This is a genomic window from Alpinimonas psychrophila (genome assembly GCF_014137865.1).
Lineage (GTDB): Bacteria > Actinomycetota > Actinomycetes > Actinomycetales > Microbacteriaceae > Alpinimonas > Alpinimonas psychrophila.
Window position 1 is genome coordinate 495335 of record NZ_JACGWU010000001.1, and the last position, 26880, is coordinate 522214.

The 26880-nt window shown below is 58.1% G+C and carries 32 protein-coding genes and 1 pseudogene; 14 read left to right on the forward strand and 19 right to left on the reverse strand.

The genetic code is table 11. From position 1 onward, the window contains the following. The first annotated feature begins 7 nt into the window (after positions 1–7). Positions 8–1735, forward strand: coding sequence for an aa3-type cytochrome oxidase subunit I (gene ctaD, locus FB555_RS02225; RefSeq protein WP_182483794.1), 1728 nt, complete (start codon positions 8–10; stop codon positions 1733–1735). A 4-nt stretch (positions 1736–1739) separates the two neighbouring features. After that, entirely contained in the window at positions 1740–2159 is a 420-nt protein-coding gene (locus FB555_RS02230; RefSeq protein WP_182483795.1) for a cytochrome c oxidase subunit 4, read from the forward strand. A gap of 617 nt (positions 2160–2776) precedes the next feature. Here the strand turns inward: FB555_RS02230 and qcrB are convergent. The 4 genes from qcrB to ctaE are packed head-to-tail and all read right to left on the reverse strand — an operon-like array spanning position 2777 to position 6919. Next, on the reverse strand, positions 2777–4378 hold the full coding sequence (gene qcrB / locus FB555_RS02235; protein ID WP_246323498.1) for a cytochrome bc1 complex cytochrome b subunit: 1602 nt from the start codon (positions 4376–4378) through the stop codon (positions 2777–2779). Further along, positions 4375–5454, reverse strand: coding sequence for a cytochrome bc1 complex Rieske iron-sulfur subunit (gene qcrA, locus FB555_RS02240; RefSeq protein ID WP_182483796.1), 1080 nt, complete (start codon positions 5452–5454; stop codon positions 4375–4377). The genes qcrB and qcrA overlap by 4 nt, the downstream gene beginning before the upstream one ends. A 41-nt stretch (positions 5455–5495) precedes the next feature. Then, positions 5496–6296 (reverse strand): cytochrome bc1 complex diheme cytochrome c subunit, encoded by an 801-nt coding sequence (qcrC, locus tag FB555_RS02245; protein ID WP_182483797.1) that lies wholly within the window; start codon positions 6294–6296, stop codon positions 5496–5498. A 23-nt stretch (positions 6297–6319) separates the two neighbouring features. Next, entirely contained in the window at positions 6320–6919 is a 600-nt protein-coding gene (ctaE, locus tag FB555_RS02250) for an aa3-type cytochrome oxidase subunit III (RefSeq protein ID WP_220475787.1), read from the reverse strand. A gap of 109 nt (positions 6920–7028) precedes the next feature. Here ctaE and trpD point away from each other — a divergent pair, with 109 nt between their 5' ends. Then, positions 7029–8081 (forward strand): anthranilate phosphoribosyltransferase, encoded by a 1053-nt coding sequence (gene trpD / locus FB555_RS02255; RefSeq protein WP_182483799.1) that lies wholly within the window; start codon positions 7029–7031, stop codon positions 8079–8081. A 47-nt stretch (positions 8082–8128) separates the two neighbouring features. Here the strand turns inward: trpD and glpK are convergent, their stop codons facing one another. From glpK to FB555_RS11070, 3 genes are read right to left on the reverse strand one after another with little or no spacing between them, the layout of a single operon-like run. Next, positions 8129–9643, reverse strand: a complete 1515-nt coding sequence (gene glpK / locus FB555_RS02260; RefSeq protein WP_182483800.1) for a glycerol kinase GlpK — start codon at positions 9641–9643, stop codon at positions 8129–8131. A gap of 9 nt (positions 9644–9652) precedes the next feature. Continuing rightward, positions 9653–10069 carry a VOC family protein gene (locus tag FB555_RS02265; RefSeq protein WP_182483801.1) on the reverse strand — a complete coding sequence of 139 codons (417 nt, stop codon included), beginning with the start codon at positions 10067–10069 and terminating at the stop codon, positions 9653–9655. 31 nt (positions 10070–10100) lie between these two features. Further along, entirely contained in the window at positions 10101–11342 is a 1242-nt protein-coding gene (locus tag FB555_RS11070; protein WP_182483802.1) for an MFS transporter, read from the reverse strand. 148 nt (positions 11343–11490) lie between these two features. On the opposite strand from FB555_RS11070, the gene FB555_RS02275 reads away from it, so the two are divergent. After that, positions 11491–11964 (forward strand): NfeD family protein, encoded by a 474-nt coding sequence (locus FB555_RS02275; RefSeq protein WP_182483803.1) that lies wholly within the window; start codon positions 11491–11493, stop codon positions 11962–11964. Here the strand turns inward: FB555_RS02275 and FB555_RS11130 are convergent. Further along, positions 11900–12058, reverse strand: a pseudogene (locus FB555_RS11130) (hypothetical protein); the annotation flags it as partial. The gene FB555_RS02275 and the pseudogene FB555_RS11130 sit on opposite strands and share 65 nt — an antisense overlap. Here FB555_RS11130 and FB555_RS02280 point away from each other — a divergent pair. Further along, positions 12030–12863, forward strand: a complete 834-nt coding sequence (locus FB555_RS02280) for an SPFH domain-containing protein (RefSeq protein WP_425485591.1) — start codon at positions 12030–12032, stop codon at positions 12861–12863. The pseudogene FB555_RS11130 and the gene FB555_RS02280 sit on opposite strands and share 29 nt — an antisense overlap. 117 nt (positions 12864–12980) lie before the next feature. Then, the gene (locus tag FB555_RS02285) at positions 12981–13658 is read left to right on the forward strand and encodes a DNA-3-methyladenine glycosylase (RefSeq protein WP_182483805.1); all 678 of its coding nucleotides are present in this window, start codon (positions 12981–12983) and stop codon (positions 13656–13658) included. A 9-nt stretch (positions 13659–13667) separates the two neighbouring features. On the opposite strand, the gene FB555_RS02290 is transcribed toward FB555_RS02285, so the two are convergent. After that, on the reverse strand, positions 13668–14201 hold the full coding sequence (locus FB555_RS02290; protein WP_182483806.1) for a DUF488 domain-containing protein: 534 nt from the start codon (positions 14199–14201) through the stop codon (positions 13668–13670). 191 nt (positions 14202–14392) lie between these two features. Between FB555_RS02290 and FB555_RS02295 the strand changes: the two genes are divergently transcribed. The 6 genes from FB555_RS02295 to FB555_RS02320 all read left to right on the forward strand — a co-directional run bounded on the left by FB555_RS02295 (position 14393) and on the right by FB555_RS02320 (position 18211). Continuing rightward, the gene (locus tag FB555_RS02295; protein ID WP_182483807.1) at positions 14393–14998 is read left to right on the forward strand and encodes a GNAT family N-acetyltransferase; all 606 of its coding nucleotides are present in this window, start codon (positions 14393–14395) and stop codon (positions 14996–14998) included. Positions 14999–15541: 543 nt separating this feature from the next. Further along, positions 15542–16279 carry an alpha/beta hydrolase gene (locus FB555_RS02300; RefSeq protein ID WP_220475744.1) on the forward strand — a complete coding sequence of 246 codons (738 nt, stop codon included), beginning with the start codon at positions 15542–15544 and terminating at the stop codon, positions 16277–16279. After that, the gene (locus FB555_RS11135; protein ID WP_425485577.1) at positions 16177–16521 is read left to right on the forward strand and encodes an alpha/beta hydrolase; all 345 of its coding nucleotides are present in this window, start codon (positions 16177–16179) and stop codon (positions 16519–16521) included. The genes FB555_RS02300 and FB555_RS11135 overlap by 103 nt, the downstream gene beginning before the upstream one ends. Before the next feature lie 136 nt (positions 16522–16657). Continuing rightward, positions 16658–17305: a Pr6Pr family membrane protein gene (locus FB555_RS02310; RefSeq protein WP_182483810.1), complete on the forward strand. Its 648-nt coding sequence runs from the start codon at positions 16658–16660 to the stop codon at positions 17303–17305. Between the two features lie 396 nt (positions 17306–17701). After that, the gene (locus tag FB555_RS02315; RefSeq protein ID WP_182483811.1) at positions 17702–17902 is read left to right on the forward strand and encodes a hypothetical protein; all 201 of its coding nucleotides are present in this window, start codon (positions 17702–17704) and stop codon (positions 17900–17902) included. A gap of 18 nt (positions 17903–17920) precedes the next feature. After that, positions 17921–18211 carry a hypothetical protein gene (locus tag FB555_RS02320; RefSeq protein ID WP_182483812.1) on the forward strand — a complete coding sequence of 97 codons (291 nt, stop codon included), beginning with the start codon at positions 17921–17923 and terminating at the stop codon, positions 18209–18211. Between the two features lie 201 nt (positions 18212–18412). Here FB555_RS02320 and FB555_RS02325 read toward each other — a convergent pair whose 3' ends face one another. Beyond that, on the reverse strand, positions 18413–18928 hold the full coding sequence (locus tag FB555_RS02325; RefSeq protein ID WP_182483813.1) for a hypothetical protein: 516 nt from the start codon (positions 18926–18928) through the stop codon (positions 18413–18415). Positions 18929–19225: 297 nt separating this feature from the next. Beyond that, the gene (locus FB555_RS02330) at positions 19226–19531 is read right to left on the reverse strand and encodes a putative quinol monooxygenase (protein ID WP_182483814.1); all 306 of its coding nucleotides are present in this window, start codon (positions 19529–19531) and stop codon (positions 19226–19228) included. Positions 19532–19612: 81 nt separating this feature from the next. On the opposite strand from FB555_RS02330, the gene FB555_RS02335 reads away from it, so the two are divergent. Then, positions 19613–20221, forward strand: coding sequence for a TetR/AcrR family transcriptional regulator C-terminal ligand-binding domain-containing protein (locus tag FB555_RS02335; RefSeq protein ID WP_182483815.1), 609 nt, complete (start codon positions 19613–19615; stop codon positions 20219–20221). Between the two features lie 132 nt (positions 20222–20353). Here FB555_RS02335 and FB555_RS02340 read toward each other — a convergent pair whose 3' ends face one another. Beyond that, entirely contained in the window at positions 20354–20824 is a 471-nt protein-coding gene (locus FB555_RS02340) for a GNAT family N-acetyltransferase (RefSeq protein ID WP_182483816.1), read from the reverse strand. A gap of 125 nt (positions 20825–20949) precedes the next feature. Between FB555_RS02340 and FB555_RS02345 the strand changes: the two genes are divergently transcribed. Beyond that, complete coding sequence (locus FB555_RS02345) at positions 20950–21333, forward strand: nuclear transport factor 2 family protein (protein WP_246323499.1); 384 nt, start codon at positions 20950–20952, stop codon at positions 21331–21333. Between the two features lie 345 nt (positions 21334–21678). Here FB555_RS02345 and FB555_RS02350 read toward each other — a convergent pair whose 3' ends face one another. The 7 genes from FB555_RS02350 to FB555_RS02380 all read right to left on the reverse strand — a co-directional run bounded on the left by FB555_RS02350 (position 21679) and on the right by FB555_RS02380 (position 26799). Beyond that, the gene (locus FB555_RS02350) at positions 21679–22524 is read right to left on the reverse strand and encodes a sigma-70 family RNA polymerase sigma factor (RefSeq protein ID WP_182483818.1); all 846 of its coding nucleotides are present in this window, start codon (positions 22522–22524) and stop codon (positions 21679–21681) included. 46 nt (positions 22525–22570) lie between these two features. Beyond that, entirely contained in the window at positions 22571–22807 is a 237-nt protein-coding gene (locus tag FB555_RS02355) for a hypothetical protein (RefSeq protein ID WP_182483819.1), read from the reverse strand. Between the two features lie 557 nt (positions 22808–23364). Then, positions 23365–24075, reverse strand: a complete 711-nt coding sequence (locus FB555_RS02360; RefSeq protein ID WP_182483820.1) for a hypothetical protein — start codon at positions 24073–24075, stop codon at positions 23365–23367. After that, positions 24072–24977, reverse strand: coding sequence for an ABC transporter ATP-binding protein (locus FB555_RS02365; protein ID WP_182483821.1), 906 nt, complete (start codon positions 24975–24977; stop codon positions 24072–24074). The genes FB555_RS02360 and FB555_RS02365 overlap by 4 nt, the downstream gene beginning before the upstream one ends. Then, complete coding sequence (locus tag FB555_RS02370; protein WP_182483822.1) at positions 24974–25339, reverse strand: GntR family transcriptional regulator; 366 nt, start codon at positions 25337–25339, stop codon at positions 24974–24976. The genes FB555_RS02365 and FB555_RS02370 overlap by 4 nt, the downstream gene beginning before the upstream one ends. 426 nt (positions 25340–25765) lie before the next feature. Next, entirely contained in the window at positions 25766–26203 is a 438-nt protein-coding gene (locus FB555_RS02375) for a hypothetical protein (RefSeq protein WP_182483823.1), read from the reverse strand. A 128-nt stretch (positions 26204–26331) separates the two neighbouring features. Further along, the gene (locus FB555_RS02380) at positions 26332–26799 is read right to left on the reverse strand and encodes a VOC family protein (protein WP_182483824.1); all 468 of its coding nucleotides are present in this window, start codon (positions 26797–26799) and stop codon (positions 26332–26334) included. Positions 26800–26880 lie beyond the last annotated feature (81 nt).

Consider the following 26880-nt stretch of genomic DNA (forward strand, 5'->3'; position numbering starts at 1 on the left):
GACCAGAATGAGCTCAACTCTGACACCCAGCACAGTGCAAACGACTGCTTCCAAGCCGCAAACGGTGGGCGTTACACGCCCCGTGAGCAAAGGAAATATCGTCGTCAGCTGGATTACATCCACCGACCACAAGACGATCGGGTACATGTACCTGATTTCGTCCTTCGTGTACTTCCTGATTGGTGGCGTCATGGCGCTCATCATTCGCGCTCAGCTGTTTGCGCCCGGCCTCGAAGTTCTACAGACCAAAGAACAGTACAACCAGCTCTTCACCATGCACGGCACGATCATGTTGCTCATGTTTGCAACGCCGCTCTTCGCTGGTTTTGCGAACGCGCTCATGCCGCTGCAAATTGGTGCGCCGGATGTCGCGTTCCCTCGATTGAACGCTTTGGCTTTCTGGCTCTTCTTCTTTGGAAGCCTCATTGCCGTAGCCGGTTTCTTCACGCCTCAGGGTGCCGCAAGCTTTGGGTGGTTTGCCTATGCCCCACTCTCCAGCCAGACATTCTCGCCGGGAATCGGTGGAAACATGTGGGTCATGGGTCTTGGCCTCAGTGGTTTCGGAACGATTATGGGTGGCGTCAACTTCGTCACGACCATCATCACGATGCGTGCACCTGGCCTCACCATGTGGCGCATGTCGATCTTCACGTGGAATACGCTCGTGACGTCGATTCTGATTCTTCTCGTATTCCCCGTTCTCGCGGCAGCGATGCTGGCGCTGGGGGCAGACCGCATCTTCGGCGCTCACGTTTACGATGCTGAAACCGGCGGTGCCATTCTGTGGCAGCATCTGTTCTGGTTCTTCGGTCATCCGGAGGTGTACATTATTGCGTTGCCGTTCTTTGGAATTGTTTCTGAAGTTATACCGGTATTCAGTCGCAAACCAATCTTTGGTTACAAGACGCTCGTGTACGCCACAATCGCCATTGGTGCTCTCTCCATGACGGTGTGGGCTCATCACATGTATGTCACGGGCTCGGTCCTTTTACCGTTCTTCTCGCTCCTGACCATGTTGATTGCCGTTCCTACCGGTGTGAAGATCTTCAACTGGATTGGCACGATGTGGCGTGGATCCGTGACGTTTGAGACTCCCATGATGTTCGCACTGGGGTTCCTTTTCACGTTCGTGTTTGGTGGTTTGACGGGTGTCATTTTGGCCTCACCTCCGCTCGACTTCCACGTGTCTGACACGTACTTCGTGGTTGCCCACTTCCACTATGTCGTTTTCGGAACCGTTGTTTTTGCAATGTTCTCGGGCTTCTACTTCTGGTGGCCTAAGTGGACTGGTCGAATGCTCAACGAGCGTTTAGGCTACTGGCACTTCTGGCTCCTCTTCATTGGGTTCCACACCACGTTCCTCATTCAGCACTGGTTGGGCGTAATGGGGATGCCTCGTCGTTACGCGACCTATCTGCCGGAGGATGGCTTCACGTGGATGAACCAGCTCTCGACCATTGGCGCCATGATTCTCGGTGTCTCGATGATTCCGTTCCTCTTGAACGTGTACCTCACGGCTCGTAATGCGCCCAAAGTCACGGTCAACGACCCGTGGGGCTTTGCTCGTTCACTCGAGTGGGCAACTAGTTGCCCCCCACCCCGCCACAACTTCACCTCGATTCCCCGGATCCGTAGCGAGTCTCCGGCATTCGACCTGAACCATCCCGAACTTGCACCGGCCGGCTACTCCAGTGGCCAAGGTTCGACGACCGCTGCTATCGGCGAGAAGGCTTAAGGTCATGCGGGCAAATGTTGTTTTGATGTGGGTTCTCGCCGGGTATTTTCTCGTCGCGGGCGTCCTGTACATCGTGTGGAATCACAATGCCGGGCATCCTTTTGACCCCGCACCGACCCTGACCATCCTGCTTTCCGCAGGCCTGTCCGGATTGATCGGTTTTTACCTCAACGCGGTGAACCGTTCTCAAGGAGGCATCCTCCTCCCTGAGGATCGTCTCGATGCCGACATTGATGATGGTGACCCAGAGATTGGGTACTTCAGTCCGTGGAGCTGGTGGCCCTTCATCTTGGGTCTCGGTGGCGCTGTTGTCATCCTCGGCCTTGCTGTTGGCGTCTGGATCGCATTGTTCGCCATCCCAGTCGTGCTCATTGCCCTCGCGGGTTGGAGCTTCGAGTACTACCGCGGTAACTTCGGTCGCTAGGCGCACATATTCTCTGAAAAGGGCCGCTTTCCCAAACGGGGGAGCGGCCCTTATCTTTTACGTTGTCGCGTTGTCGCGTTGTCGCGTTGTTGAGTTGTCGCGTTGTCGCTCACAGACGCTGCGGCCATGCGGCCATGCGGATCAGTAGAATGCATCCGACCAACGCGAAATACCGCCTCGCCAGGGGACGTAGGCGCCGAGACCCCACGTTGTACGACCTCGCGACGAGGTAGCCCGTTTTTCGTGGTACCTCGGCGGGGGAGGCTCGGCGCCGGTCGGATTTCACGGCAACTCGCCACCCAAGCTGTGAAAGAGCCCCACCAACACCCGGCACCCAATACCAGCCGCCAGAGCCCTTCCCAGCCAAGTGGACGGTCTCGTCGCACTGCACGCCTTCTTGCGGCGCATGTCTGAGAGGATTCACCGTGGCAAACATGATTGGCGGAGGGTGCCCACCGTCGACACGGCGCACACGGCGTGCAGGGCCGCACCTGACTAAGGAAGTCGTCAGCGGCGGGGTGCCCCTTGCAACAAGGTAACGCCCCCGGTTTCAAAAACCGAGGGCATTACGTGTGAACACCAAAGTGTTGGGTGCCGATGAGCAATTAGCGGATGACCTAGTGGTGGCTTTGTTCCAGCTCGAGTGCGTGCTCGGTCGGGGTGACCGGTGCAATACGATCCTCGAAGAACCACCGTGACAGGCGAGCGCGTGCCCGCATTCCGCCGGTGATCTTTCCCTTGGGGTTCGGGCGCAACATGAGCGGAGCGTTGTCGTTGAAGGAAACCAACTTCCAGCGGTCATACTCATCTAGCTGCTGGTGCACCTCGATGTACTCTCCGCCTGGCATGCGCACGATGCGGCCCGTCTCAAAGCCGTGAAGGGCCATGGTGCGGTCCTTCTTCTGCAGGGCCAAACACACGCGCTTCGTTACTGCGAAAGCGATGATGGGCCCGAGGATCAGAAGGATTTGAAGGGTGTTAATAACGCCCTCCATCGTCACTTTGAAGTGGGTGGCAATGATGTCTGAGCTCGCCGCAGCCCAGAGGACCGCATAGAACGTCACGCCAGCGGCACCGATTGCGGTGCGCGCGGGAGCATTGCGAGGACGGTCGAGAAGGTGGTGCTCACGCTTATCTCCCGTGACCCACGCCTCGATGAAGGGGTAGGCGAAGACAGCCGCCAAGAACACCAGCAAAATGAGAATCGGGATCAGAATGTTCCATGACCACACGTAGCCGAGCCAGACGGTCTCCAAGTGGGGAGGGATCAGGCGCAGGGCGCCATCCGCGAACCCGATGTACCAGTCCGGCTGGGTTCCCGCTGAAACGGGGGAGGGGTCGTAAGGCCCGTAAACCCAAATCGGGTTGATGGTGACTAGTGAGGCCATTAAGGCGACCACACCGAAGACGATGAAGAAGAATCCACCAGCTTTTGCGGCATAGACCGGCAGGATGGGGAAGCCAACAACGTTGTTTTCCGTCTTGCCGGGGCCGGGGTACTGCGTGTGCTTGTGAATAATGACAAACATCAAGTGGAGCACGATGAAGATCAGGAGAATCGCTGGCAAGAGCAAAATGTGGAGCGTATACAATCGCCCGACAATGTCGCTCCCTGGGAACTCCCCACCAAAGAGGAGGAAGGTAATCCACGTACCGACAACGGGAACGGCGTTAACCATTCCATCGATGATGCGAAGACCGTTACCCGAGAGGAGGTCGTCCGGCAGGGAGTAACCGGTGAAGCCTTCGGCCATCGCCAGAACGAAGAGAACGAAACCAATCGACCAGTTCAGCTCACGGGGCTTGCGGAACGCTCCCGTGAAGAAGACACGCAACATGTGCAGGCCAATAGCTGCCACAAACAGCAACGCTGCCCAGTGGTGAATCTGGCGCATGAGGAGTCCACCGCGAAGGTCAAAAGAGATATCGAGTGTTGACGACATCGCTGCCGACATCTCGATGCCCTTGAGGGGAACGTATGAGCCCGTGTAGGTCACGACATCCATGGATGCCTGGAAGAAGAACGTGAGGAAGCTGCCCGAGAGCAGAATGATCACGAAACTGTAGAGGGCTACTTCACCGAGGAGGAAGGACCAGTGGTCGGGAAAAATCTTGCGACCGAATTCCTTGACGGCACCGGAGATGCTTGTGCGCTCGTCGAGGTAGTTTGATGCTTTGCCGACGAAGCCGGTCTGTTGATTAGTGGCGACGGTACTCAATTGAGACGCTCCCAGAAACTAGGGCCAACGGGTTGATCGAAGCCTCTTGCGGCGACGAGGTAGCCTTCGCTGTCCACCGTGATGGGGAGCTGAGGCAGGGGACGAGCAGCGGGGCCAAAGATGACCTTGCACTCGTTTTCAAGGTCAAATTGCGATTGGTGGCACGGGCACAACAGGTGATGCGTTTGCTGCTCATACAACGCGACGGGGCAACCGACGTGGGTGCAGATCTTTGAATACGCCACAATGCCTTGGTAGGACCACGACTCACGTTCGGCACTGGTCCAGTTGAGTTCTTCAGGCTTCATGCGAACAAGAATGACGGCGGCCTTAGCCTTGGCATCGAGTCGCTCGTGCGGGGGAAGGTCTGCCAGTCCCTCTGGAATGACTTGGAAAGCCGAGCCAATCGTGAGGTCTGACGCCTTGATGGGAAGGCCGGAAGGGTCACGCGTGAGACGTAAGCCCTTCTCCCACATAGTGTGCTTGAGCTCGTTATTGGGATCAACATCCATGGGGGCGAGTCCGCGGAAGAGGGCAATCGCGGGAAGCGGGAAGGCTACGAGCGACGCAATGAGACCGTTGCGAATAAGCGAGCGGCGGCTGAAACCAGACTCCGCGTCCGCTTCTTTGAAGATTTCAATGGCACGGGCGCGAGTTTCTTCGGAGCCGCGGGTGGGGTGACGCTCATCGACTGACTCGTGGTCGGCCATGACAGCTTTGCCCCAGTGCACGGCGGCGATGCCGATCGCCAGGAGGGACAACGTAATTCCCAAACCGATGTACAGGTTGTTCAGACGCACTGAGTTCAGGTCGTTGGGGTCTAGTGCAAAGAACATGTACGCAAAGACAGCAAAAACGCTGCCAACGATGGAAAGGTAAAAGAGAGCGTAGACAACGCGCTCGGCCTTCTTCGCAGCCTTGGGATCTGTGTCCACAACGCGTAGGCGGTGAGGGGGTAGTCCTGGGTCAGGGAAGGCGTCGGGGGAGACCACGGCGGTGCCTAAGACAACGTCGGTGCTTCTCTCGTGACCCGATGCGGGAACGATGTCGGCGGGGCCGCTCTCGTTCTTAGCCATGGTTCTCCTTCAGTTGCTTTAATTCGAGACCGAAAGGTCGACTAGTTCGATTTTGCGGTAATCCATACGGTCAGGGCGACAATTGAGCCCAAACCAAAAATCCAAAGGAAGAGGCCTTCCGATACGGGACCCAAGGAACCAAGCTCCAGGCCGCCCGGGGATGGGTTGGCTTCGTTGTAGGCCAAGTACGCGATGATGTCTTTCTTCTCATCGGGGGTCAAGTTCAGGTCGTTGAAGACCGGCATGTTCTGGGGGCCGGTCAACATGGCCTCGTAGACGTGCACGGCAGCGACACCCTTAAGGACCGGAGCAAACTTACCCTCGGTGAGTGCTCCACCGGCACCAGCAACGTTGTGGCACATGGCGCAGTTGATGCGGAAGAGCTCGCCACCGTTGGAAACGTTTCCGTTCTCCAGCTGGGTCTGCGTAGGAATCGAGGGGCCTGGTGCTAACGAGGATACGTAGGCGGCAAGGGCCGAAGTTTGCTCCGCAGTGAACTGCACGGGCTTCTTCAAAGCTTGAGGGCCTTGAGCCTGCATTGGCATGCGCCCGGTGCCGACCTGGAAGTCGACGGCGGCGGAACCCACACCGATCAGGCTCGGACCGTTTGCGGTTCCTTGCGCCTGCATTCCATGACAGGTCGCACAGTTAGCCGCAAATAGCTTCGAACCCTCGTCGATGACGGCGGGGCTAGAAAGGTCTATCGACGCCGTGGCCGAGACGCTGCTAAATGCGACGTAAGCACCGCCTGTGGCGGCAAGTCCGAGAGCAATAAGGACGATTGAAGCGAGGGGGCCCCGGCGGCCTGATCGGCGAGCGGAGCGAGAAGTCTTGTTGCGCATGCGAGTCAGTATCCGTCCGATTGCTATTTGAGTACGTAAATGACGAGGAAGAGGCCAATCCACACGACGTCAACAAAGTGCCAGTAGTACGAGACAACGATTGCGCTAGTGGCTTCGCGGTGCCCGAAGTTCTTGACCGCAAAACCGCGACCAATGACCAGAAGGAAGGCGATGAGGCCACCCGTCACGTGAAGGCCGTGGAAGCCCGTGGTAAGGAAGAAGGCCGATCCATAAGCGTTTCCGCTGAGCGTAACGCCCTCGCTCACCAGCATGGCGTACTCGTAAACCTGACCGGCCACGAAGATAGCACCGAGGGCATAGGTAAGGAAGAACCACTCGACCATGCCCCATTGAGATGGTCGCCAGCCTGTTGAGCGAGCCTGAAGTCGCTCAGCTGCGAACACACCAAATTGTGCGGTGAAGGAAGACGACACGAGAATGAGGGTGTTGGTGAGTGCGAACGGAAAAGCGAGCTTGTTCGCCTCCGATGCCCACATTTCCGGAGCCGCGGCCCGAAGCGTGAAGTAGATCGCGAAGAGGCCTGCGAAGAACATAACTTCGCTACCAAGCCACACGATTGTGCCGACCGCAACAGGGTTGGGTCGACTCACAACTGGGGCCATGGATGTGGGTGTAATAGAGGCGGTGGTCACTCGTCCATTATGGCGCAAAAGTGGCCCGTCGACACAGAGATGCAATCTCGCCACGCGGGTCCCAAGTAACCTTGAGGACATGACCTTGACACTGACGTGGCCGACACTCTTGACCCAGTTGCTTTCGGGAGAAAACCTCACCATCACGGAGGCAACGTGGGCCATGAATCAGGTCATCACCGGTCAGGCCACGAATGCTCAACTTGCCGGCTTTTTGGTCGCGTTGAAGTCAAAGGGTGAAACGGTTGATGAGCTTGTCGGCTTTAGGGATGCGGTGCTCGCCAACGCGGTCCCTCTCCCTGTAAATGCGCTGGCGTTAGACATTGTTGGTACGGGCGGAGACCGCCATAACACGGTCAATATTTCGAGCATGGCGTCCATTGTGTGTGCTGCTGCCGGCATCCCTGTTATCAAACATGGCAACCGGGCTGCCAGTAGCGCGTCAGGTTCTTCGGACGTCCTTTCGGCCTTGGGCCTAGACCTGGCGCTCTCGGGCGAGCGGGTTGCCGAGGTCCTCAAAGAGGTCGGAATCACGTTCGCATTCGCGGCGCAATTTCACCCCGGTTTCCGCCACGCGGCAGAGGTGCGCCGTGAGCTCGGCATCCCGACCGTGTTCAACATTTTGGGACCCCTCTGTAACCCGGCTCGGCCAGAGGCATCGGCGGTCGGAGTTGCGCAATTAGACCGCGTCGCCCTCATGGTGGGCGTTTTTCAAACCCGCGATGCTACGGCTTTGGTCTTTAGAGGTGACGATGGTCTCGACGAACTGACGACAACCGGTCACAGCCACATTTGGGAGGTCTCGCGCGGCCAGGTCATTGAACACGATATCGACCCCCTCGACTTTGGAATTGTTCGTTCGGATCTCGCAGATCTCATTGGGGGCGACCCCGAACACAATGCGATGGTCGTGAGAAAACTTGTTGCGGGGGAGACCGGCCCCGTGCGTGACATTGTTCTCCTGAACGCTGCCGCTGGACTCGTTGCCTTCGCCTTAACCAAGGACTCGACCCAAGTTCTCCGACCCATCAACGACAGGTTTCGTGAGCAGCTAAGTGTGGCCACGGATGCGATCGACTCCGGTGCCGCGTCAAAAAAGCTTGACGAGTGGATCGCTGCAACAGCGAGCTAATGCGCCGAATGCGCCGAATGCGCCGAATCACGCGAGATTTCTCGAGGCTAGCCCTCGACCGAGTCTGCATCGACCCAGTCGAAACTTTTTGACACGGCCTTCTTCCAGATGCGCATTCTGCGCGCGCGTTCGTCATCATCAATTTCGGGAGTCCAACGCCGATCCTCGAGCCAAATCTTGCGAATCTGATTCCGGCTATGCCAGAAGTTAACGGCCAGGCCGGCGGCAAAGGCTGCCCCTAAGGCTGTTGTTTCGGTGATCTGGGGCCGTACTACCGGCACTCCCAAAATGTCAGCTTGCACCTGCATGAGGAGCTCATTGGCGGTCATTCCGCCATCCACGCGAAGTTCCGTGAGGGGAATTCCAGTGTCGGCGTTAATGGCATCGAGAACGTCGCGGGTCTGAAATGCAGTCGATTCCAGCGCGGCGCGAGCGATGTGAGCTCGCGTGACAAAACGTGTGAGGCCGACGATGGCGCCCCGAGCATCCGGACGCCAGTAGGGGGCAAAGAGCCCCGAAAATGCCGGGACAAAGTAGGCTCCGCCGTTATCTTCCACGGTGCGCGCCAGCTGCTCGGCTTCGGAAGCAGAGGAAATGATGCCGAGGTTATCGCGCAACCATTGAATGAGTGAGCCGGTGACGGCAATCGAGCCTTCGAGGGCGTAGCGCGCGGGCTCCTTGCCCACTTTGTAGGCGACGGTCGTGATGAGACCGTTTTTGGAGTGCACGATGTCGGTGCCGGTGTTGAAAATCAGAAAATTTCCGGTGCCATAGGTGTTCTTGGCCTGGCCCTCGTCGAAGGCGACCTGACCAAAGGTGGCCGCCTGCTGATCTCCGAGGATGCCCGCCACGGGAACGCCCTGAAGCGTGCCAACGCAGGTTCCATAGACCTCAGAAGAGCTGCGGATCTCGGGCAGGAGCGAGCGTGGAATATTGAACGCTACGAGCAGGTCGTCATCCCACGCAAGGGTCTCCAGGTTCATGAGGAGGGTACGGGAGGCGTTCGTGACGTCCGTGACGTGAATGCCCCCGTCAAGGCCCCCTGTGAGGTTCCAGAGCAGCCACGTGTCGGGAGTACCAAAATAAAGTTCCCCGGCCTCGGCGCGGGCGCGCACGCCCTCGACATTGTCGAGGAGCCACACAATTTTGGAAGCGGAAAAGTATGTCGAAAGGGGGAGGCCCGTTGTGATGAGAAACCGTGAGGGGCCATCGGCGCCGGCAACGGCATCAATGATGTCCTGGGTTCGAGTGTCTTGCCACACGAGCGTGTTGTAGACGGGTTCGCCTGTCTTTCGATCCCACAGCATGGTGGTTTCGCGCTGATTTGTGATGCCTACCGCAGCAATTTCGCCGATCGTTGCCTGCGAGCCGTCGATGGCGAGCGCGATGACTTTCTGGGTGTTCTGCCAAATTTCTCGGGGATCCTGTTCGACCCAGCCGGGGCGGGGAAGGATTTGCGTTGTCTCTAATTGCCCCGAAGACACCTTGGCACCCGAATGATCAAACAGGATGGCGCGCGTGCTCGTCGTGCCATGGTCGATGGCCAAAATATAGCGAGACATGCCGGCGTTCTATATGGCCGGGGGAGCGTCGAGGGTGGAGGGGTCCATCCAACCGATATCCCACGTGTGACCGTCGGGGTCCTCGAATTGCCGCGCGTACATGACACCGTGGTCTTGAGCGGGAACCGGCTCTCGGGCGCCTGCGGCCAGGGCGAGCACAAGCAGCTCATCGACCCGGTCACGACTGTCGTACATGAGGGCATTGAGGGTTTCGACCTGATTATGGGCATTCACTATCGTCTTCGTCGTGAATTCGGCGAAACGGGAATTTTCGAGAAGCATGACAAAGATTGTGTCGCTGACGATCATGCATGCGGTGCGTTCATCCGAAAATTGCGGGTTAAAACTGAAACCCAACTTCGTGTAGAAGTCGACCGATCGTTTCAGGCTTTTTATCGGCAAATTGACAAAAATCATCGTTGACATGGGCATGACATTACCAGCCCGACTGTCATGTCTAGTTCGGGACGAGTTCGTCTGTGCCCTGCTCTGCATCCGCAGGAGTTGGAAGCGGCTTTGTTGCCTTATTGACGGAAATGCCTGCGGCAATCAACGCCACCGGAATCGCGAAGGCGACGAAAAGCCCCAGGTACTGACCGATTCCGCCGAGCATCGGTGGGATTGCCAGGCTGCCGAAGTTGCCGCTGACGTAGACCATGCTGACGCGGGGAGGTGCGAGGCGGGGATCATCTGTTATCGAGGCAATGCAGAGCGGGAAGCCGAGGGAACACCCCAAACCCCAGAGGGCAGCACCGAGGTAGGGGAGGTTGATGACATTGGTCAACATGACGATAACGATTCCGGATGCGGCAATCACGGCAATCACGAGGAGCACCCGCGAACGGCCATAGCGGTCGACGAAGATGCCACCACCGAGCCGCCCAACGGCCATGAACGCGACAAAGACGGTGAAACACGCGGCCGCCGCTGCGGGCGTAAGGCCCGCATCGACCAGCGAGATGGGGAGCCAGGTGGCCGCCGTTCCCTCGGCAAGTGTGAAACTGAGACCGATGAGAGCCACGCGCAGGGTGCGCGGCTCACGCCACACCGCGAGGCGTTCCTTTTTTGAGGGAATGGTGCGAATTTCCATGGTTGACATATCGGCATGTTGGCGAAGGCCGGAATCATTAGGGATAAAAGACGCGGCAACGACGGAAGCCACGATGGAAATGACCGCCATGGCCGAGAATTGAACCGCGACACCGACCCCCAAGACAATCGAAATGGTCCCTAAGCCGGCACCAATGAGTGTGCCAAAACTGAAAGATCCGTGAAGCGAGGGAAGGAGGCTCCGGGTGGATCTACTGTCGAGCATTGCGCCCTCAATATTGCTGGCAATACCACCGGCGCCCATAGAGGCGCCATACAAAAAGGCTGCCACGATAGAGAGCACAAGATTGTGCTGGATCGCCGCAAAGCCGAGCACGGGGAGGACCGCGGCGGCCACGATGAAGCTCAAAACAATTGACTTTCGGGCCCCAAAAAGCGGGACGGCCGTGTTTCCCAAAAGAAGGCCGGCCAATGAACCAATAGCAAGGATGAGGGCGAAGAGACCCATTTGGCCCGTATTGAGCGACAGGAGCTGCTGAATCTCTGGCGTGCGACTCACCCAGGTCGCAAAGAAAACTCCTTGAATGCCAAAGGAGGTAAAAATGGCCCAGTACCACGCTCGGTTGCTGGGTCGTTTGGGGGAGGTCACCGCATGAGTTTAGTTCCTTCACTTGACACCAAGAGAATGGTGGCGTGGTGCTCAGATGTTGGCCGCAATCCCGAAACTGGGTGCATGTTCAGGGCGACCTGTTAGCGTCAATGTGCGTAAGTTTTTTTACGAAGGGAAGAGGCGTTGCATGGTTGAATTTTTCGTGGCCTATGGCTGGATATTCTGGCTTGGCCTCATTCTCCTGTTTCTCACCATTGAGATGTTCACGCTCGACTTCACCTTTCTGATGATCGGGATCGGAAGCGTAGGAGGTCTCCTTTCTTCTCTGGTGGGCGCGCCGTGGTTTGTGCAGGTTCTTTTGGCCGCCGTGGTGAGTACCCTCCTCATCTTTACCCTCCGCCCGCCACTGTTGCGACGACTTCGGCGGAACGCTGATCCTGTGCAAAGCAACATTGCTGCTCTGATCGGTCTGGGCGGCGCGGTCGTGGCCGCGATGTCGCTTGATGGTGGTCAGGTCAAGCTCGTCAACGGGGAAACGTGGACAGCCAAGCTTTCCCCCACGATCGAAGCACAGGAACTCGGCCTCGGCGAACGTGTCGTCGTCGTAGAAATTGAGGGAGCGACGGCACTCGTCGTCCCAGAAGAAAGGACAACCCAATGAACGTGGACGTTATCGGACAGATCGTCGTAGCGGTGATTGTTATCGTCGTCGTGATCTTCGTGTTGGTGATTCTGGCGCGCTCCATCCGCATCATTCCCCAGGCTTCGGCTGGAATAGTTGAGAGACTTGGGGCATATCAGACGACCCTGACGCCGGGCTTGAAGATACTGATTCCCTTTATCGACCGGCTTCGCCCGTTGATCGACATGCGGGAACAGGTCGTCTCTTTCCCGCCTCAGCCGGTGATTACTGAGGATAACCTCGTTGTCTCCATCGATACTGTGGTGTTCTTTCAAGTAACAGATGCCCGGGCCGCCACCTACGAGATCGCCAACTATCTTGGTGCCGTTGAACAATTGGCCACCACCACCCTTCGTAACGTCGTGGGTGGGCTGAATCTCGAGCAGGCTTTGACCTCTCGAGATGAAATCAATGGCAAGCTGCGCATCGTGCTGGATGAGGCAACCGGCAAATGGGGAATTCGCGTCGGCCGCGTGGAGCTAAAGGCGATTGACCCACCCGCATCCATTCAAGATTCGATGGAAAAGCAGATGCGTGCTGAGCGCGAGCGCCGAGCCGTTATTTTGACCGCAGAGGGAACGAAGCAGGCTGCAATCCTCGAAGCCGAAGGTTTTCGTCAAGGAGTCATTTTGCGGGCCGAGGGTGATGCCAAGGCTGCCGTTCTTCGTGCCGATGGTGAGGCTCAGGCCATCTCCACGGTGTTCGAGGCCATTCACCGCGGCGAACCCGACCAGCTCCTGCTGGCCTACCAGTATCTCCAGGTACTGCCCAAGCTGGCCGAAGGTACGGCCAACAAGCTCTGGATCATCCCGAGCGAACTCACAGAAGCCCTCAAGGGCATCGGGGGAGCCCTCGGCGGTCGCAAGGAGTCTGCCTAGCGCTAAAAACCATGGAGCTCTTGGCATTGCGCGTGCTTACAGGCTCGCTTGTGACTCTTGAACCGCTCTCAACGTCTCGTTCGGGCGTGGCTCACCGGGAGTGGATACGCTAATTAAATGATGGTGCCGGATGGATTTCATCAAGCGAACCGAGAGTTCTTTGCCCGGGAGGTGCTCGATGTCGCGCCCGAAATTCTCGGCTGCATCCTTCAACGCACCGATGACGATGGCACTGTGACCATTCGAATTACCGAGGTCGAGGCGTATGCGGGTGAACGCGACCCCGGCGCGCACACGTATCGGGGCAAGACGAATCGAAATAAGACAATGTTCGGTCCCGCCGGGCACCTCTACTGTTACTTCACCTACGGAATGCACCACGCGCTGAACCTCGTCGCCGGACAACCAGACCAGCCATATGGTTGTCTTATCAGGGCAGGAGACGTGGTGGGAGGTACCGTCATCGCCCGCAGCCGGCGAGAAAGCAGACCGCGGAAGGTTCCTCTCCTCAATAGCAGTTTGGCGCGGGGCCCCGGTTGCGTTGCCCAATGCTTCGGGGCAACCCTGACGAACGACGGTGATGATCTTTTCGGCGGACAGTGGAAGTTTTTCGTTCCGGATGACGGTGTGGTACTACCTCATCGGACCGGACCACGCGTTGGCGTCAGCGGGCCCGGCGGCAATGCGGCGGAATTCCCCTGGCGATACTGGTTAGCTGATGCGTCATCCGTCTCCGCCTATAAACCTGCCCGCCCGCCATCGGCGCACCATCTTGCCCCAGATCCGGATTTGTAGCCACGTTGATTAATCTTCCGCTGGGTACCAGACGCGGTCACCATCGACCTTCGCGAAGCTGGTCATGGTGTGTGGCGTGGTCGAGGTAAGGCTCATAATGTCGGCAACCTGCAGGCCGCGAGCAAGCAACGCGTCTCCGATCAGCGATCGGTGACAACGCCATGGCACGGCTTCGGCACACATGATCGCCACCGTCTGCTTCTTCGCCAACACAATCAACTCACCGACGCCGGCAACGAACTCTGGGGTTTGCATGTAGTCGGCGTAGTTGCGAAAGCTTCTGTTACGCCACGCTCCGTTGATCGTCGCTGCTGCCGCCGGAGTGTGCCGTAACCCGCCGAGCTCTGGGAGTCGCTGATAGTCAATACCTGCCTTCGGCATGCTTTTGACGAGTTCATGTTCCCCGAATTGCGGGTTGTGCCGAGACCCGGGAACGGTGCGCACATCGATGAGGCGTTCGATACCATTTGCTTTCAACATTCCGACGAACTCATCAATCGGATGAGTCGAATGCCCAATCGTGTACACGCTGGTTCCAGCCATGCTCCTATTGAACCTTATGTGCTGACGGAAGCCCCTGAACGAACGGAGGAAGTAAGCGACCGATATTGTCCGATTCCGACCATTCTCACCAAGCTGAATCTCATTTCACGACTGCAAATTGCCTCGTTCGCTTACGAAACTGGGCTGCTGAGGTGATCGTGGCAGTGTCCAAGACGGCGTAGCGTTACCTCATGGAACTCTTGGCATCGCCCATGCTCACAGGTTCGATTGTGACTCTTGAACCGCTCTCGCATGATCACGTTGATGACCTGCGGGAGGCAGCGGGGGAGGGGGAGCTGTGGCGGGCGTGGTACACGTCGATACCGCATCCGGATGCGATGGCCGCCGAGGTTGAACGTCGGCTAAGCCTTCATGATCAGGGCCAGATGTTGCCCTGGGCCACCCGCCTCGCGTCGACGGGCCGAATTGTCGGAATGACGACCTTTATGAACCCTCAGACAGATTCACCGCGATTAGAAATCGGCTACACCTGGCTCGCGACAAGTGCGCAAGGGACAGGGGCGAATAGGGAGGCCAAGCTACTCCAGCTAACCTATGCTTTCGACGAATTGGAATGCATCGCTGTGGAGTTTCGCACTCACTGGCATAATCGACAATCACGCACAGCGATAGCAGCGCTCGGGGCGAAGCAGGACGGAATCATTCGCAATCACTCGGTTGGTCCTGCCGGCGCGCTTCGAGACACCGTCGTGTTCTCAATCATCGCCAGCGAGTGGCCGGCCGTGCGTGTTGGGCTCGAATACTCATTGGCTTCGCGAGGTCGTTCGTCTCAATAGGTTCACTGCTTGTGGCGTCATTACTTACGCTCCGTCGCGAGAAGTAGCCGTGCAGGCGGCAATCACTCGGTTGGATTAAGCAGCTGGGGAGCACTAACGCTGATCGGCCGCTTCGAATTCCGCGACAGTATCCTTTGTACCTCGCGGGGATCAGGCCAGGCGGTGGTCGTGTTTGGTGAATGTACCGGTTAGACACCCTTCACCGGGCATTTTCTCGGGCGGGTGTTACGGGAATCGGGCGTCCGCGGAACCATGCGGACCGTCTTCCGGGGTCTTTGGCCATTCGCGTGTCCCGCTGATCGTCCCTTATATGGATACCCAGCCGATAGATTCGGCCACAGTGAAGTCAATCAAATCGACAGCAGTCGCTACCGTCCGGTGGCATTCGACTGATCTATAGCGGTCGGCTTTCATGTCGTCGGCAGCGTTGAGCGCTGACTCTAAATCGTTGACCGCAGTCGCCGCATCGAAGTCAGCCACGGCCAGTGTTGATGCCTGGCTGCACGCGGCGTGGTCAGATCCGACCCGTATCAACCAATTATTATGCAGATGACAAAGTCCGAGATTGGGTACCGCTGGACTGTACGAATTGTGGCAATTTTAGGGGTGATCGTTGCCGCGGGTGCCGCCTTCGCCACCGGGCCAATGTTGATTCACGGACATCCGGCCTATCTCATCTTGCTGGCCGCGGCTTTCGTCATCAGCGTGACGGTGGGCGTGCGGTCGTGGCGGCTACCTGCGTCGCGTAAATCTGCTAGCTGGGGGCGCAGAGTGGTGCAAGGGATGCTGATTGGCGCGAGTGTTCTGATGATCGCGGTGATTGCCTGGCTGGTACCGTCGACAGCTGAAGCTCCTGCGCTGGCTGCAATGACGTCCGACCGCACCGTTACTGTGACGGAGAACTCCACCGAAATTGTGTTGAAGCCGACCGGACCCGAGAGCCCGGTTGGGGTTTTCTTTCAGCCCGGCGCTCGTTTTGACGCTCGCGCCTATTCCGCGATTCTTCGCCCCCTGGCCGAGGCGGGGCATCTGGTGGTTATCACCAAGCAGCCGTTTGGAATCGCTTTTCTGTCGACCGGAGCGTTTGCGGCTGCCCGAGCCGAACATCATCCGGTCACACGGTGGGTGGTCGGCGGTCACTCCCTTGGTGGGCTGGTGGTCACTCCCTTGGTGGGCTGGTGGCGGCCACGGACGCTGAAACGTATGCCATGTCCGATCGTGATCCAGTCGTCGGGTTGCTATTTTTTGCCTCCTATCCAGCAACGAATATCAGTCACGTGAATGTCAAGGTGTTGTCGATCTCGGGGTCGAAAGATGGCCTTTCCACCCCCGCGAAAGTTAAGGCGTCGAAGCCGACACTTCCGGCCACTGCCAGCTACCTTGAGGTGGAAGGCGGGGTTCACGCGTTCTTCGGGGATTACGGGCCGCAGGACGGAGACGGTAAACCTGCTATTAGTCATGAACAGGCTCGGGCTCAAATCTCCGCAGCAAGCGTCGAATTTGTGAACGGGCTTAGCGGCTAATCGATCCGACACGCTGCGCAGAATTTTACCGGCGAGAAGGTAGGGCACTTTTCGGCCGTTACAGAGCGCAGGACGGCAACTAATATTAAAGCGTTCAGCGAAATTCGTAACGCGACCCCGTGATAAGAGGCCAGACGTGAAATATCTTGTACCTGCTCTGCGAAGCTCTGTCGCACTTCTGGGTCTAGCTGCAATTGTGTCGACATTCTTCGACACTGCCACCCGGGCGACGATCAACCCTTTCAACTTTTTCGGGTTTTTCACCATGCAAAGCAACATCATTTTGGTTGTCGTGTTACTTATCGCGGCTGCTGTTTCCCTGTCCGGAAAAAGCCAATCCGAGGGTGTGATACTCGCGCGTGGATGCGCCACCACGTACATAGCAATAACCGGCGTCGTTTACAGCATTTTGTTGGCTGGACAAGAAGGCGGCGTGACTCTCGCCTGGGCCAACACTGCGCTGCACGTGATCCTGCCCTTGTATGCCGCCCTGGATTGGGTGATCTTCAGCGACCGCAGCCCCCTCCCGTGGAACAAACTGTGGGTTGCGCTCATCTACCCGGTCGTTTGGATAATCGTCGTTCTCATCCGCGGCGCAACCGACGGATGGGTGCCCTACCCGTTCCTGAACCCCGCACAAGGTTACGGTGTCGTCGCGCTTTTCGCTCTGGCTATTGCGGTTGCTGCCGTCGTGTTCGCGGTGGTTATTTGGGCTGTGAGCCGAATACAGCTTCTGCAGGTGTCACGCTCGGCTGAGGAAAGCGCATCCCTCAACGCACGATGAAGCTGATTCGTTCGGAGCGCTTTGCCGCGTCTTCGTTCTTGTCCCCGCCGCGGTGTGCTTTCTTCTCGCAAACACCAGTGCAGACCCCGCGCCCGTACTCTTGCCGAATAGCCATCTGGCAATTGTGGGCACGCCGCTGAGGAGGCAAATCGATGGGCGCTCGGAGTGCGCAGCCGCCACACATGAGAGTCTCCCGTTTTGGTGATCCAGCCCTCAATCCTGGACTGGCCGGAGAAACACTCTGAACCGGATTTTCAGCAGCGTTCTTTCTGGTGAAAAGACAGGATTCAAGCCGAGAAGGTGCCCGGTCGACGTTCCGCATACGGACTGTGATTAGAAGATTGGTGATACTGCGGTGTAGTAGTCAAACTGGTCGCGAGGGAAGGTTTTCCAAGAATGACGTCTTCGATCATGTTCAACACGACAGGGACCACGACGAATATTTTTTCCCGCGCACGTCAAGAGGTCCCGACGTTCTTATCGGCTGGGGCCGTCGTTCCGGCAGTTGACGGGACCGTCTTTTGGATCGAGAACATACGCGGCTACAGCACCGGATTGACGCTCCTGACCCAACTTATCGTGTCACCCGAGTTGTAGACTCGGCTCGGTCTCGAGGTGGGACCATCGCTCCCCGGATACCATCGCGCCGAGTTCGATCCAGCAGCGGAATTCATCGAAGTATGGATCGACACAGATGGAACAAGACGAACCAGTGCCAATGGCAGCCTCGTCTCAATCGGTGGAGGCGGGACACCTCGACTTATCCACGCGTCCTGGTGGGTTCCTGTTGCCCTCCCTCAGGAACTCACCATTGGGGTCTCCTGGCCGGCCGCGTCCCTCACCGGAGAAACCACAATCGATACATCCGGGTGGAAAGCCCTGCACAGCGACATCCTCACTCTCTGAGCCCACCTGACGACTAAAGCCGCAGTTGACGATGCGCACAGGGTTCCCAAGTGAGGCAACCCGAGATGGGCGATTTCCTGCTCGAACTGCGTCGCGGAAAGTCCGACCGGTGGGCACGCAGGGGCGAAGTTGGACGTTCGGCTTCGTCGATATTGGCAAGCAACAGTGCTCGGTGTTCCGTTTCGCTTGCCAGGATGCGAGTTACGGAGCAGTCATCGGAGCAATTGCCAAGTCGACGCTTCCGAATGGGAATGGGTAATAGAAGGCATACGGCCCTGACGAACTCCATTCGGTGACAGGGATCAGCGCAAACCACACCTGCGCGATGACGATCGATACAGCGATGAGGATTCCGACCACTGCCGTCGCGCGACCCAGAATTTGCATAGCAGCTTCTACGTCTGGCGCCTTCTTCAGTACCTTGGTGATCGCAAAGATAACGATGAAGGCGATGGCTGCGTAAACGATGGGGCTCGGTCCGAGCGTGAGAGTGACGCACATTGGTGCAGCACTTGTGGCTTTACCTGCGGCATCGATGAATCCGCCATCAGCGTCGAAGCCGCCAGGGCAGTACCCCTTACTGGCCCGCAGAAATAACGCATAGGCGATCCCAGAGGCGAGAGCCACGACGAGCAACCTACGGATGTGGGCCACGATCGGCACGTAGGAATTCAAAACAAGATCTGAACCCAAGACGGGCGACTGTATTTGAGACACCGGTGCACCCCTTTTCTTTGATTGTTTGTCAACGATCGTCGTAACTGTGCGCCGTTGTCAAGAAGCTCGGCACTTAGCCGGTGATCGTGTTTCTCTAGCGGGGGTCTGTCGCAACGGAAATCGCGCGGCGATGCAACCAGGAACACCGTGGTGCGCATGACGTTCCCATCTGACACAAGGTGGGAGAGCTGGACAGCCTGGTGATGCGACTCGCAATCTGTCCCGTAGACCGTCCCGCTTGCGGGCGGCTCGTCGAGCGAACTATCTCGCCGTTAGATGCTTTTGGTCACGCCTTGGTCACTCCTTGGACCAAACGGGGACAAGCTGCTTGACGTCAGGGGGGCCCAGGAGAAAAGGGGTGACCTCGTGCTCGTAGTCGCGGTAGGCGTTGGTGGTCAGGAAAGCGGCGGAGGCGGCCGCATCGCGATACACCTGGAAGGCGCACACGACGTCCGGGACGGCGGGGTCGACGCAGTAAAAGTAGGCGTCGTGGCCGTCGTTGGCCTGGACGGCCGGGGCCATGTGCCGGTGCCAGATGGCACGAACGGTATCGCGTTGACCAGGCTTGGTCCGGTGCGTGATCAATACGGCGATCTGAGACATGGTTGCCCTTTCGATTCTGGCGAAACGAAGCGTTTCGGTTTGCAGCCTACACGAATCGTTTCGTTTCGTTAGACTCGCCCTGTGACCGATCAACACCGCGAGAAGCCGATCCCTCCCTCTCGGCGTTCATCACGCACACACGAAGCGGTCTTGAAGGCGGCGATCGAGCTATTCGAAAAATCTGGATACTCACGCATGACCATCGACGCGATCGCGGACCGGGCTGGCGCGAGCAAAGCCACAATCTACCGGTGGTGGGCGGGCAAGGGAGCGATACTACTCGAAGCGTTTCTGTCCGGGGTCGAAGCTGACCTTGCTTTTCCTGACAGCGGGACCCTGCGGGAGGACCTTGTCGCACAGGTGTCCGCTCTCGTAGACGTGCTCGGACAAACCAATCTGGGGCTGATGGCTGTCGCGCTTTTGGGCGAGGCTCAGCACGACACGCAGCTAGCGGCGGCATTCCGGTCGGGCTGGCTTGAGCCGCGGCGGACAGTGGGGCGCGACGTCCTCTTCCGCGCCACTGAGCGTGGCGAACTGCGTGCTGATCTCGACCTTGAAGTCGTGCTCGACGGCCTGTACGGACCCGTGTACCTGCGGTTATTGTTCGGACACGGTCCTCTGGACCGGCCCACGATCGAGACGTTGGTCGACCAGGTTCTGCAGGGAATCGCAACGCCAGAAAGGCGCTGAAAGGAAGTGTTCGCCGGCCCACGCGAATCCGACGGTGGAAACGGAACGCTGGGCCATCCTCACCGATAGCGCGTGAGATACCCAATACCGCTGAGCCTTCGGTATGCGGCCTTCCTGTCTCTTTCGGAAGGCTCAGATGAGGTTTTTGAGCATCTTCACCGAAGTTGTTTCGTACCCAAGCGAGTTGTAGAGCCCCCGAGCACCGGTGTTGAAACCGAAGACGCTAAGGCCGAGAGAATGCGCACCATGTGAGCGTGCGTATTCCTCGCCGAGGAGCATGGCCGCTCTCCCGAAACCCTGACCACGCTGGTCAGGGTCGATGACAACGTCCCAGACCCACCACGCCCCTGGATCGGCGCTGACATCCTGTCCGATCCACAGGTATCCCACTGCCTCACCCGCTTTGTTCATGACGTGAAAGACCTCATTACCAGGGCTCGGAGCACCATCCGGGAACGAACGAGCCATGCTCTCGGCCGCTATGCGTTGAGCTTCCTCGTGCGATCCACCCTGGGTAACTAAATCACCGACGTATTCGGTGCAGCTGCGGTCCAACCACGACGGGAACTCGCTAGTGAGGATTCGCTGAAGGGTCACAGTCATCTCCCGATTCTTCCAGACAAGAATCGGCATCAGCGCCAGCCGAAGATTGCTCGAATGGCGTTCGGGTTACGGGACGGTTCGATCCAAACGGAATGCACTCTCTCCTCACTGAAAACGGTGCAAGTATGGTGGTTCACATGACCCTCCTAGAACTCGATTCTCTTTTGGCCACGGAACGCGCAGGTTGGGATTCACTCTGCGAGGGAAGCGGTGGATCTTTCTACGGAGACCTAATGACCCCCGACGGGTTGATGATCATCTCCAATGGGATGGTCCTCGACCGCGCGGCGGTCAAGGCGAGTCTTGATGGTGCACCCACGTGGGATCAGTACGAGATGTCAGAGACCCGACATGTCCCGCTGGGTACTGAAACCGCCGCGTTGATCTATAGCGCCCAATCGGTTCGTGGCAATGAAGCACCTTTCGTCGCGACAATGACCAGCGTCTACTGTGTAATTGAAGAACGGCTGCGCCTAGCGCTCTACCAGCAGACTGTCGTCTCCTACTGACAACGCCAGCCTGACCCATTCCGCGAAAGTGGAACGGATATGTGGCGAGGCGCATCTGGTGATCGAATCGGTTGAGCAGTCGTCCCGTTGACCATTAAGACCGATACCGGGACCACCCGCATCCAGGTTCCAATCGGTAAGCGTTGCCCATAAAAGTTGTCCCGAATGACCCGTGAATTGGGAAACCGACACCGGGTGGATCTCAATCTCTGGGCCAAACGGGGCCCGCAAGCGAGACGGCTTGCGGGCCCCGGCACACGGTGGGACGTTTGCGTCAAGAGTTACTCGACCGGTATAGCGGATGCGCCCATGGCCGTCGTAGGAGCCTGAGGAAGTTCGGTACGGTCACACTCGCTGCTGGCCTTGGCGGTGCTGGACTTGTTTCAGGATCCTTGGCTCCGCTCGGAAGTCAATTCGCTGGACCATTCCACAATCGATTCTGAAGTCGAAAACAACTTTCGGTTCGCCGCGGTGAATCCAGGCGGCTCCCGGCCGCTCTTCAATGTAGACGGGGAACGCGGCTTTGGCTGCGCCATTGAAGAACCGCGCCACCTGTTCAGCCCCCTCTAGGTGGTCCGGTGTTCCGAGGGTGACGGCGGCTGGGTCGCCTTCCACTACGACGTTGGGGGCGAGGAGCTCCAGCAATCGGGTGAAGTCCCCGTTTCGGGCTGCGGCCAGGAACGCGTCGACCACTTGCCAATCGGCTTGCCCCTCCAAATTAACAGACCGTGTCGTCGGCTGCGCCACTTTGCTCCGTGCCCTAGACGCCAGCTTGCGTGCGGCCACCGGTGTCCTGCCCAAGATTTCCGCGATCGTGTGAAAGTCGAACCCGAAGCTGTCGTGCAGCACAAACGCAACCCGCTCTGTAGGGGTCAACCGATCAAGCAAGAGGTGAAGGGCTACACCAACCGTCTCAGCGAGAGCTATTTTCTCAGACGCATCGGGTGCAGTCTCAACAACGTCGACGTCCGCTTCGGGGACCGGGATGCGAGCCCGCAGCCGGTCCAAACACAATCGGGTGGTAACCGTCGTCAACCAGCCCGGAAGATTGTCAATGTCGCCGTCTGCCGCATCCATGCGCAGCCACGCGTTCTGGACGACATCCTCAGCTTCATGTGGGTCGTTGAGTACTCGCGCTGCGACCCGCAGCAACCGGGGCCTCTGCTGCTCGAACTCGGCGGTCTGTTCCATAGTGGTCCTAGTCTTCATCAGCCTGCGCGGACGGTCGAGGCTCACCTTAGTCCTCAGGGAGCGCGGCGAACGCCTTTTTCGTGCCTGAGTACCAGTCCATCGATTGCTTCGGGTGTTTCCAACGGTTTTTCATGTCCTCACGCGCCTGCTCATGTGTGGCGTCACCGTCCTTAACTGCCTGCTTGAGGTGGCGGTCTTGGTACTTGATGACCTGATCGGCTGTCTGCGCACGAAGCTCATGGTCACACGGACCGCCTAGCTGTCGGCATGTCATTGTTTTCATCAGTGTGCTTCCCGTTCGTTTGGTTGCGCAGGGCTGCGAATTGCATCCCTTATCTATATGACGATTCGCGCGGGGCGCGTGTGACCGCCAACCGCTTAAGTTTTCGGAGAACGACAAAATGACCAACCCGATGAGGGCGGCCCTACGCCTACTCTGACCGTGCTGCGTCATAAAGGGAACGAGAGGCGAAAAGGTCGTCCTCTCAGAAACGCAAATCCACTAGCCCTCCACAATTATCAACGGCCAAGCCTGCGACACCCGTCCGTAATCAAAGGAGAATCAGCGTGAGCCACAGGGAGTCTTCCCCCATCACCGGTCCGTTGCGCAGCCCTTCACCCGCTCGCGCTGCCGCATAGGTCTGGAGGCTGAAGGCGACGAGTGCTTCGAAGAAATCGCCGAGGCGACTCCGGTCCCGGTTGTTCGTCGCGGTCCCGGTGGCTGAGAGCAGTTTGACCTCATTGAGGCCCAGCAGGCGCGCGGAGAGTGCCGGATCGGCGAGAAAGTGCTTCGGCGTGAGGGGTACACGGGAGCCCGCGTGGGCTTATGGACTCTGTTAGCTACCGCACGATGGCTGGGCGGAGGAGGAGCCATGTTCCGATGGCAGCGAGAATGATGACGGTGACGGATGCGGCTGCGAGCCACCAAAGTTGAAAGGCGGTGGCGATGGCGGCGGCCTGGGGTACGAGGGTGATTGCCGCAATAGCGAGGGCAAGGACGACGCCAACCGCGATGAGTTGTGGACCGAGTGCGCCGAATCGTACCCAGCCTGCGGCGAAGACTCCGCCGATGGTTAGTGTCGTGAGCACCCCGAGGAACACGATCAGCAACAGCCGCGGCATGTCAGCGCCGCCCAGAACGTAGATATCGAAGATGTAGAAGCCGACGAACCAGTGGTTGGTAGCGATCTCGATCGCGGTCAGGATGGCAAATATGACGGCTATGTAGGCAGCCATCATTGCGTCCCAGATGAGGGTTCCGGCGACAAACGCTCGTCTGGTCGCTCCGAGGGTGAGTGCGAAAGGGAAGGTGGTGGCAACGGTCGAGACCCCCAGATAGCCAAGGAACCCCAGGAGGGCGTACACGATGCCGGGATTGCTTTGTGATCCGTAGATCCAACCCTCGCTGCCCGGCTGACTGCCGGACCGCCAGAAGATCAGCGCAATCAGCACCGAGATGAGGGCGACCGTTCCGGCGATGGTGAGTGGCACGATGAACGTTGCTGCTCGACGGTTCAGGTGGAGCCTGACGGTGGAGACGACGGCACTCATGCGCGTGCACCTTTCTTGATGAGAGTCGACTCCGGGGCGTCTGCACCGTATGCCGCCACGAGTTCTGGAAGGGATGCCGATGAGATCGTGGCGCCCAGGGTGCGAGCCTGAAGAACGAGCTCGTCGCTGGCTTCTCCCGTGATGGTCGCTGATCGAAGGCCGCCAGCGGCGTGGGTGAGCAGGACCCTACGGTTGGTAGACAGCTTGTCTACGGCGTCCGCGGGTCCGCTGATGGTGAACGCGAGATTCGAAGCTTCGTCACGCTCGCAATCGACGCGGACTCGACCCCGATCGATGATGATCACTCGGTCGAAGAGCGCCTCAGATTCCTCAATGAGGTGCGTTGAGAGTATGACGGTGCGGGGGTGTGCGCTGTAGTCGCGCAAGAGCAGGTCGTGAAACAGGGCGCGTGCGGTGATGTCCAGGCCGAGGTAAGGCTCGTCGAGGAGTGTGAGCGGTGCGCGCGATGCGAGGCCCATCACGATCGCGATGGAGGAAAGTTGCCCACGGGAGAACTTCTTGATAGGAATTTTCGCAGGGATCCGCAGCCCGTCAACGAGTTCCGCAGCAACGTCCACGCTCCAGTTCGGGGCGAACCTGGGTGCGATTCGGAGCACGTGATGAAGGCGATAGTCATCGGGATAACGCTGGTTGTCGCGAACAAAGCTGATCTTGGACAGGGTTGAAGAGTTTTCAAACGGATGTTCCCCGAACACTTTCGCGTTGCCGGAGGTTGGTCGGTCTTGACCGGCCAGGATCGACATGATCGTCGTCTTGCCAGCACCGTTCCTGCCAAAAAGACCGCAGATTGACCCGTCCGGCACGGAGAGTGTGATGTCCTCAAGTGCTCGCGTGCGCCCGAAGCTGCGGCTGATGGAGCGAATATCGACTGCGTTAGTCATCTTGGATCCTGTCCTTCGTCATCGATCATCGAATGCAGTTTGCCGGTCGTGATACCGAGAACGGCAGTTTCTCGAAGAAGCGGCTGCAGGTATTTTTTGCGGAACTCATCGCGACGCTGGGCGCGGAGAATCTCCCTCGCCCCCGACGCAACAAACATGCCGACCCCGCGCTTCTTGTAGAGCACACCAAGGTCAACGAGCGTGTTGACGCCCTTGCTCGCCGTGGCCGGGTTCATTCGGTGGAACGCCGCGAAGTCAGTTGCCGAGGGTACAGCCGTCTCCTCGAGATAGGTTCCGTTGACGATCCCGTCGGCGATCATCGCAGCGAGTTGCTGAAATATCGGGCCCTCGTTCGTGAACATAAATCAACCCTAGTCCATTAGTTTACTAATGGACCAAAGGACCGCAGTTAAATCGGTTTCGGGTCGTTTGAAAGAACCTAAAGAACCCATCGCTACAACGTCCCGTGACACGTTTCCTTTGCGATTCCCTTGAAAGCCTATTTCATTCGATACTTACACTTCATAGCGAGAAGTAGTAGTGCAGGCGGCAGTCCTCGGTGCATTAAGTAGTGGGGGAGTGCTAACGCTGATAGGGCGCTTCACATTCCGCGAGCACTCGGTACATCGGATCGATTTTGGATGAACCTCCAGACCCGATACGACCTTGATGTGCAATCTGCTGCTCACGCAGGTGAACTCATTTATATAAAGTCGCTCCTGAGCGTCTAACGCAGCTGTGACACGTCTCGTGAGAGCGTTCCCCCAATACTGGACGGTCGCGCTCGATCAATTGACGCGATGAGCGGTGCGATCACAGAGCGGTAGCCATACTCCAGCCGGCTTCCACTCCCAGGTGATCTCTTGACTGCGACCGTCAACACTGAATCTGTAGGTTGCTCGCTCGTGCCCGCCGGTCAGCGTCCACGTACGACCGTCGACGGTCACGGTGTAATCGCGAGCGAAACCATGGTTCTCAATCGTTCGGATGAAATAGCGGCCAGCTTCCACGTCCCAGCCCATCAGACTGAGTGTGTCGAACGGACCGTTCGCTCGCTCGTCTTGCACGATGAAGTAGTTGCCCGAGTGCCACCGAGCGGAGTGGATGCTGTTCCACGGACTGGCTCCTGCGTGCGGATTGTCCAGCGACTGCTCGTCACCACCATACGAGGTTCCCTCAGCGTGCCAGTCGCCCAGGAAAACTGCCAGCTCTTCATGCTCAGCCATGATTGGACACTACATTTGGTAGCCACGTCGTGCAATCATCTCAAGCCGTTGCCGGTATTTCTTTGTGAGGTTTCTTGCCTCAATGGATTCACTGCTTGTGAGGTCAATACTTATGTAGCAGGGGAGTGCTAACGCTGAGCGTTCGTTCCAAATCCAGGACGTTGAGTGCGATCTTGTAATCTTTCGAGTTCTTCGAAAATCGTGATTTGTTGCCCGGCAGGGGCCTCGAGCCGTGAATTCAGGGACTTCCACGGTGTCTCGCGTGGATCGCCAACGATGACGGCTCCGGCGGTCTCGAGTTGTGCAGTGACACCGCGCCCGTCCGTTACCTCGAACGCGAGCCGAATACCGGGACGCTGAGGTGCGCCCGTCTCGACCAGGTCGATCATTCTTTTTTGGGCAGGGTTTGCAATTTCGAGTGTCGCTCGTCCAGCATCCAGGATTGACACCCGGGCATCGCCGTCGCCTTCAAACGCTGCTTGCTCGGGCAAACCGAGCGCGTCTCGATAAAAGGCAATTGCGGCGTCGAAATCTTCGGCCTCGACGATGACCCGGAGTTGGAGGACGGGGACGGGTTGGTTCGCAGCTTTGCTCATGAGCGCCACCCTAATCGAGTCACTGTAATAAACACTGACCATACTGACGGCTGATGCGTAACAGGGCTCATGGTTTCTTTA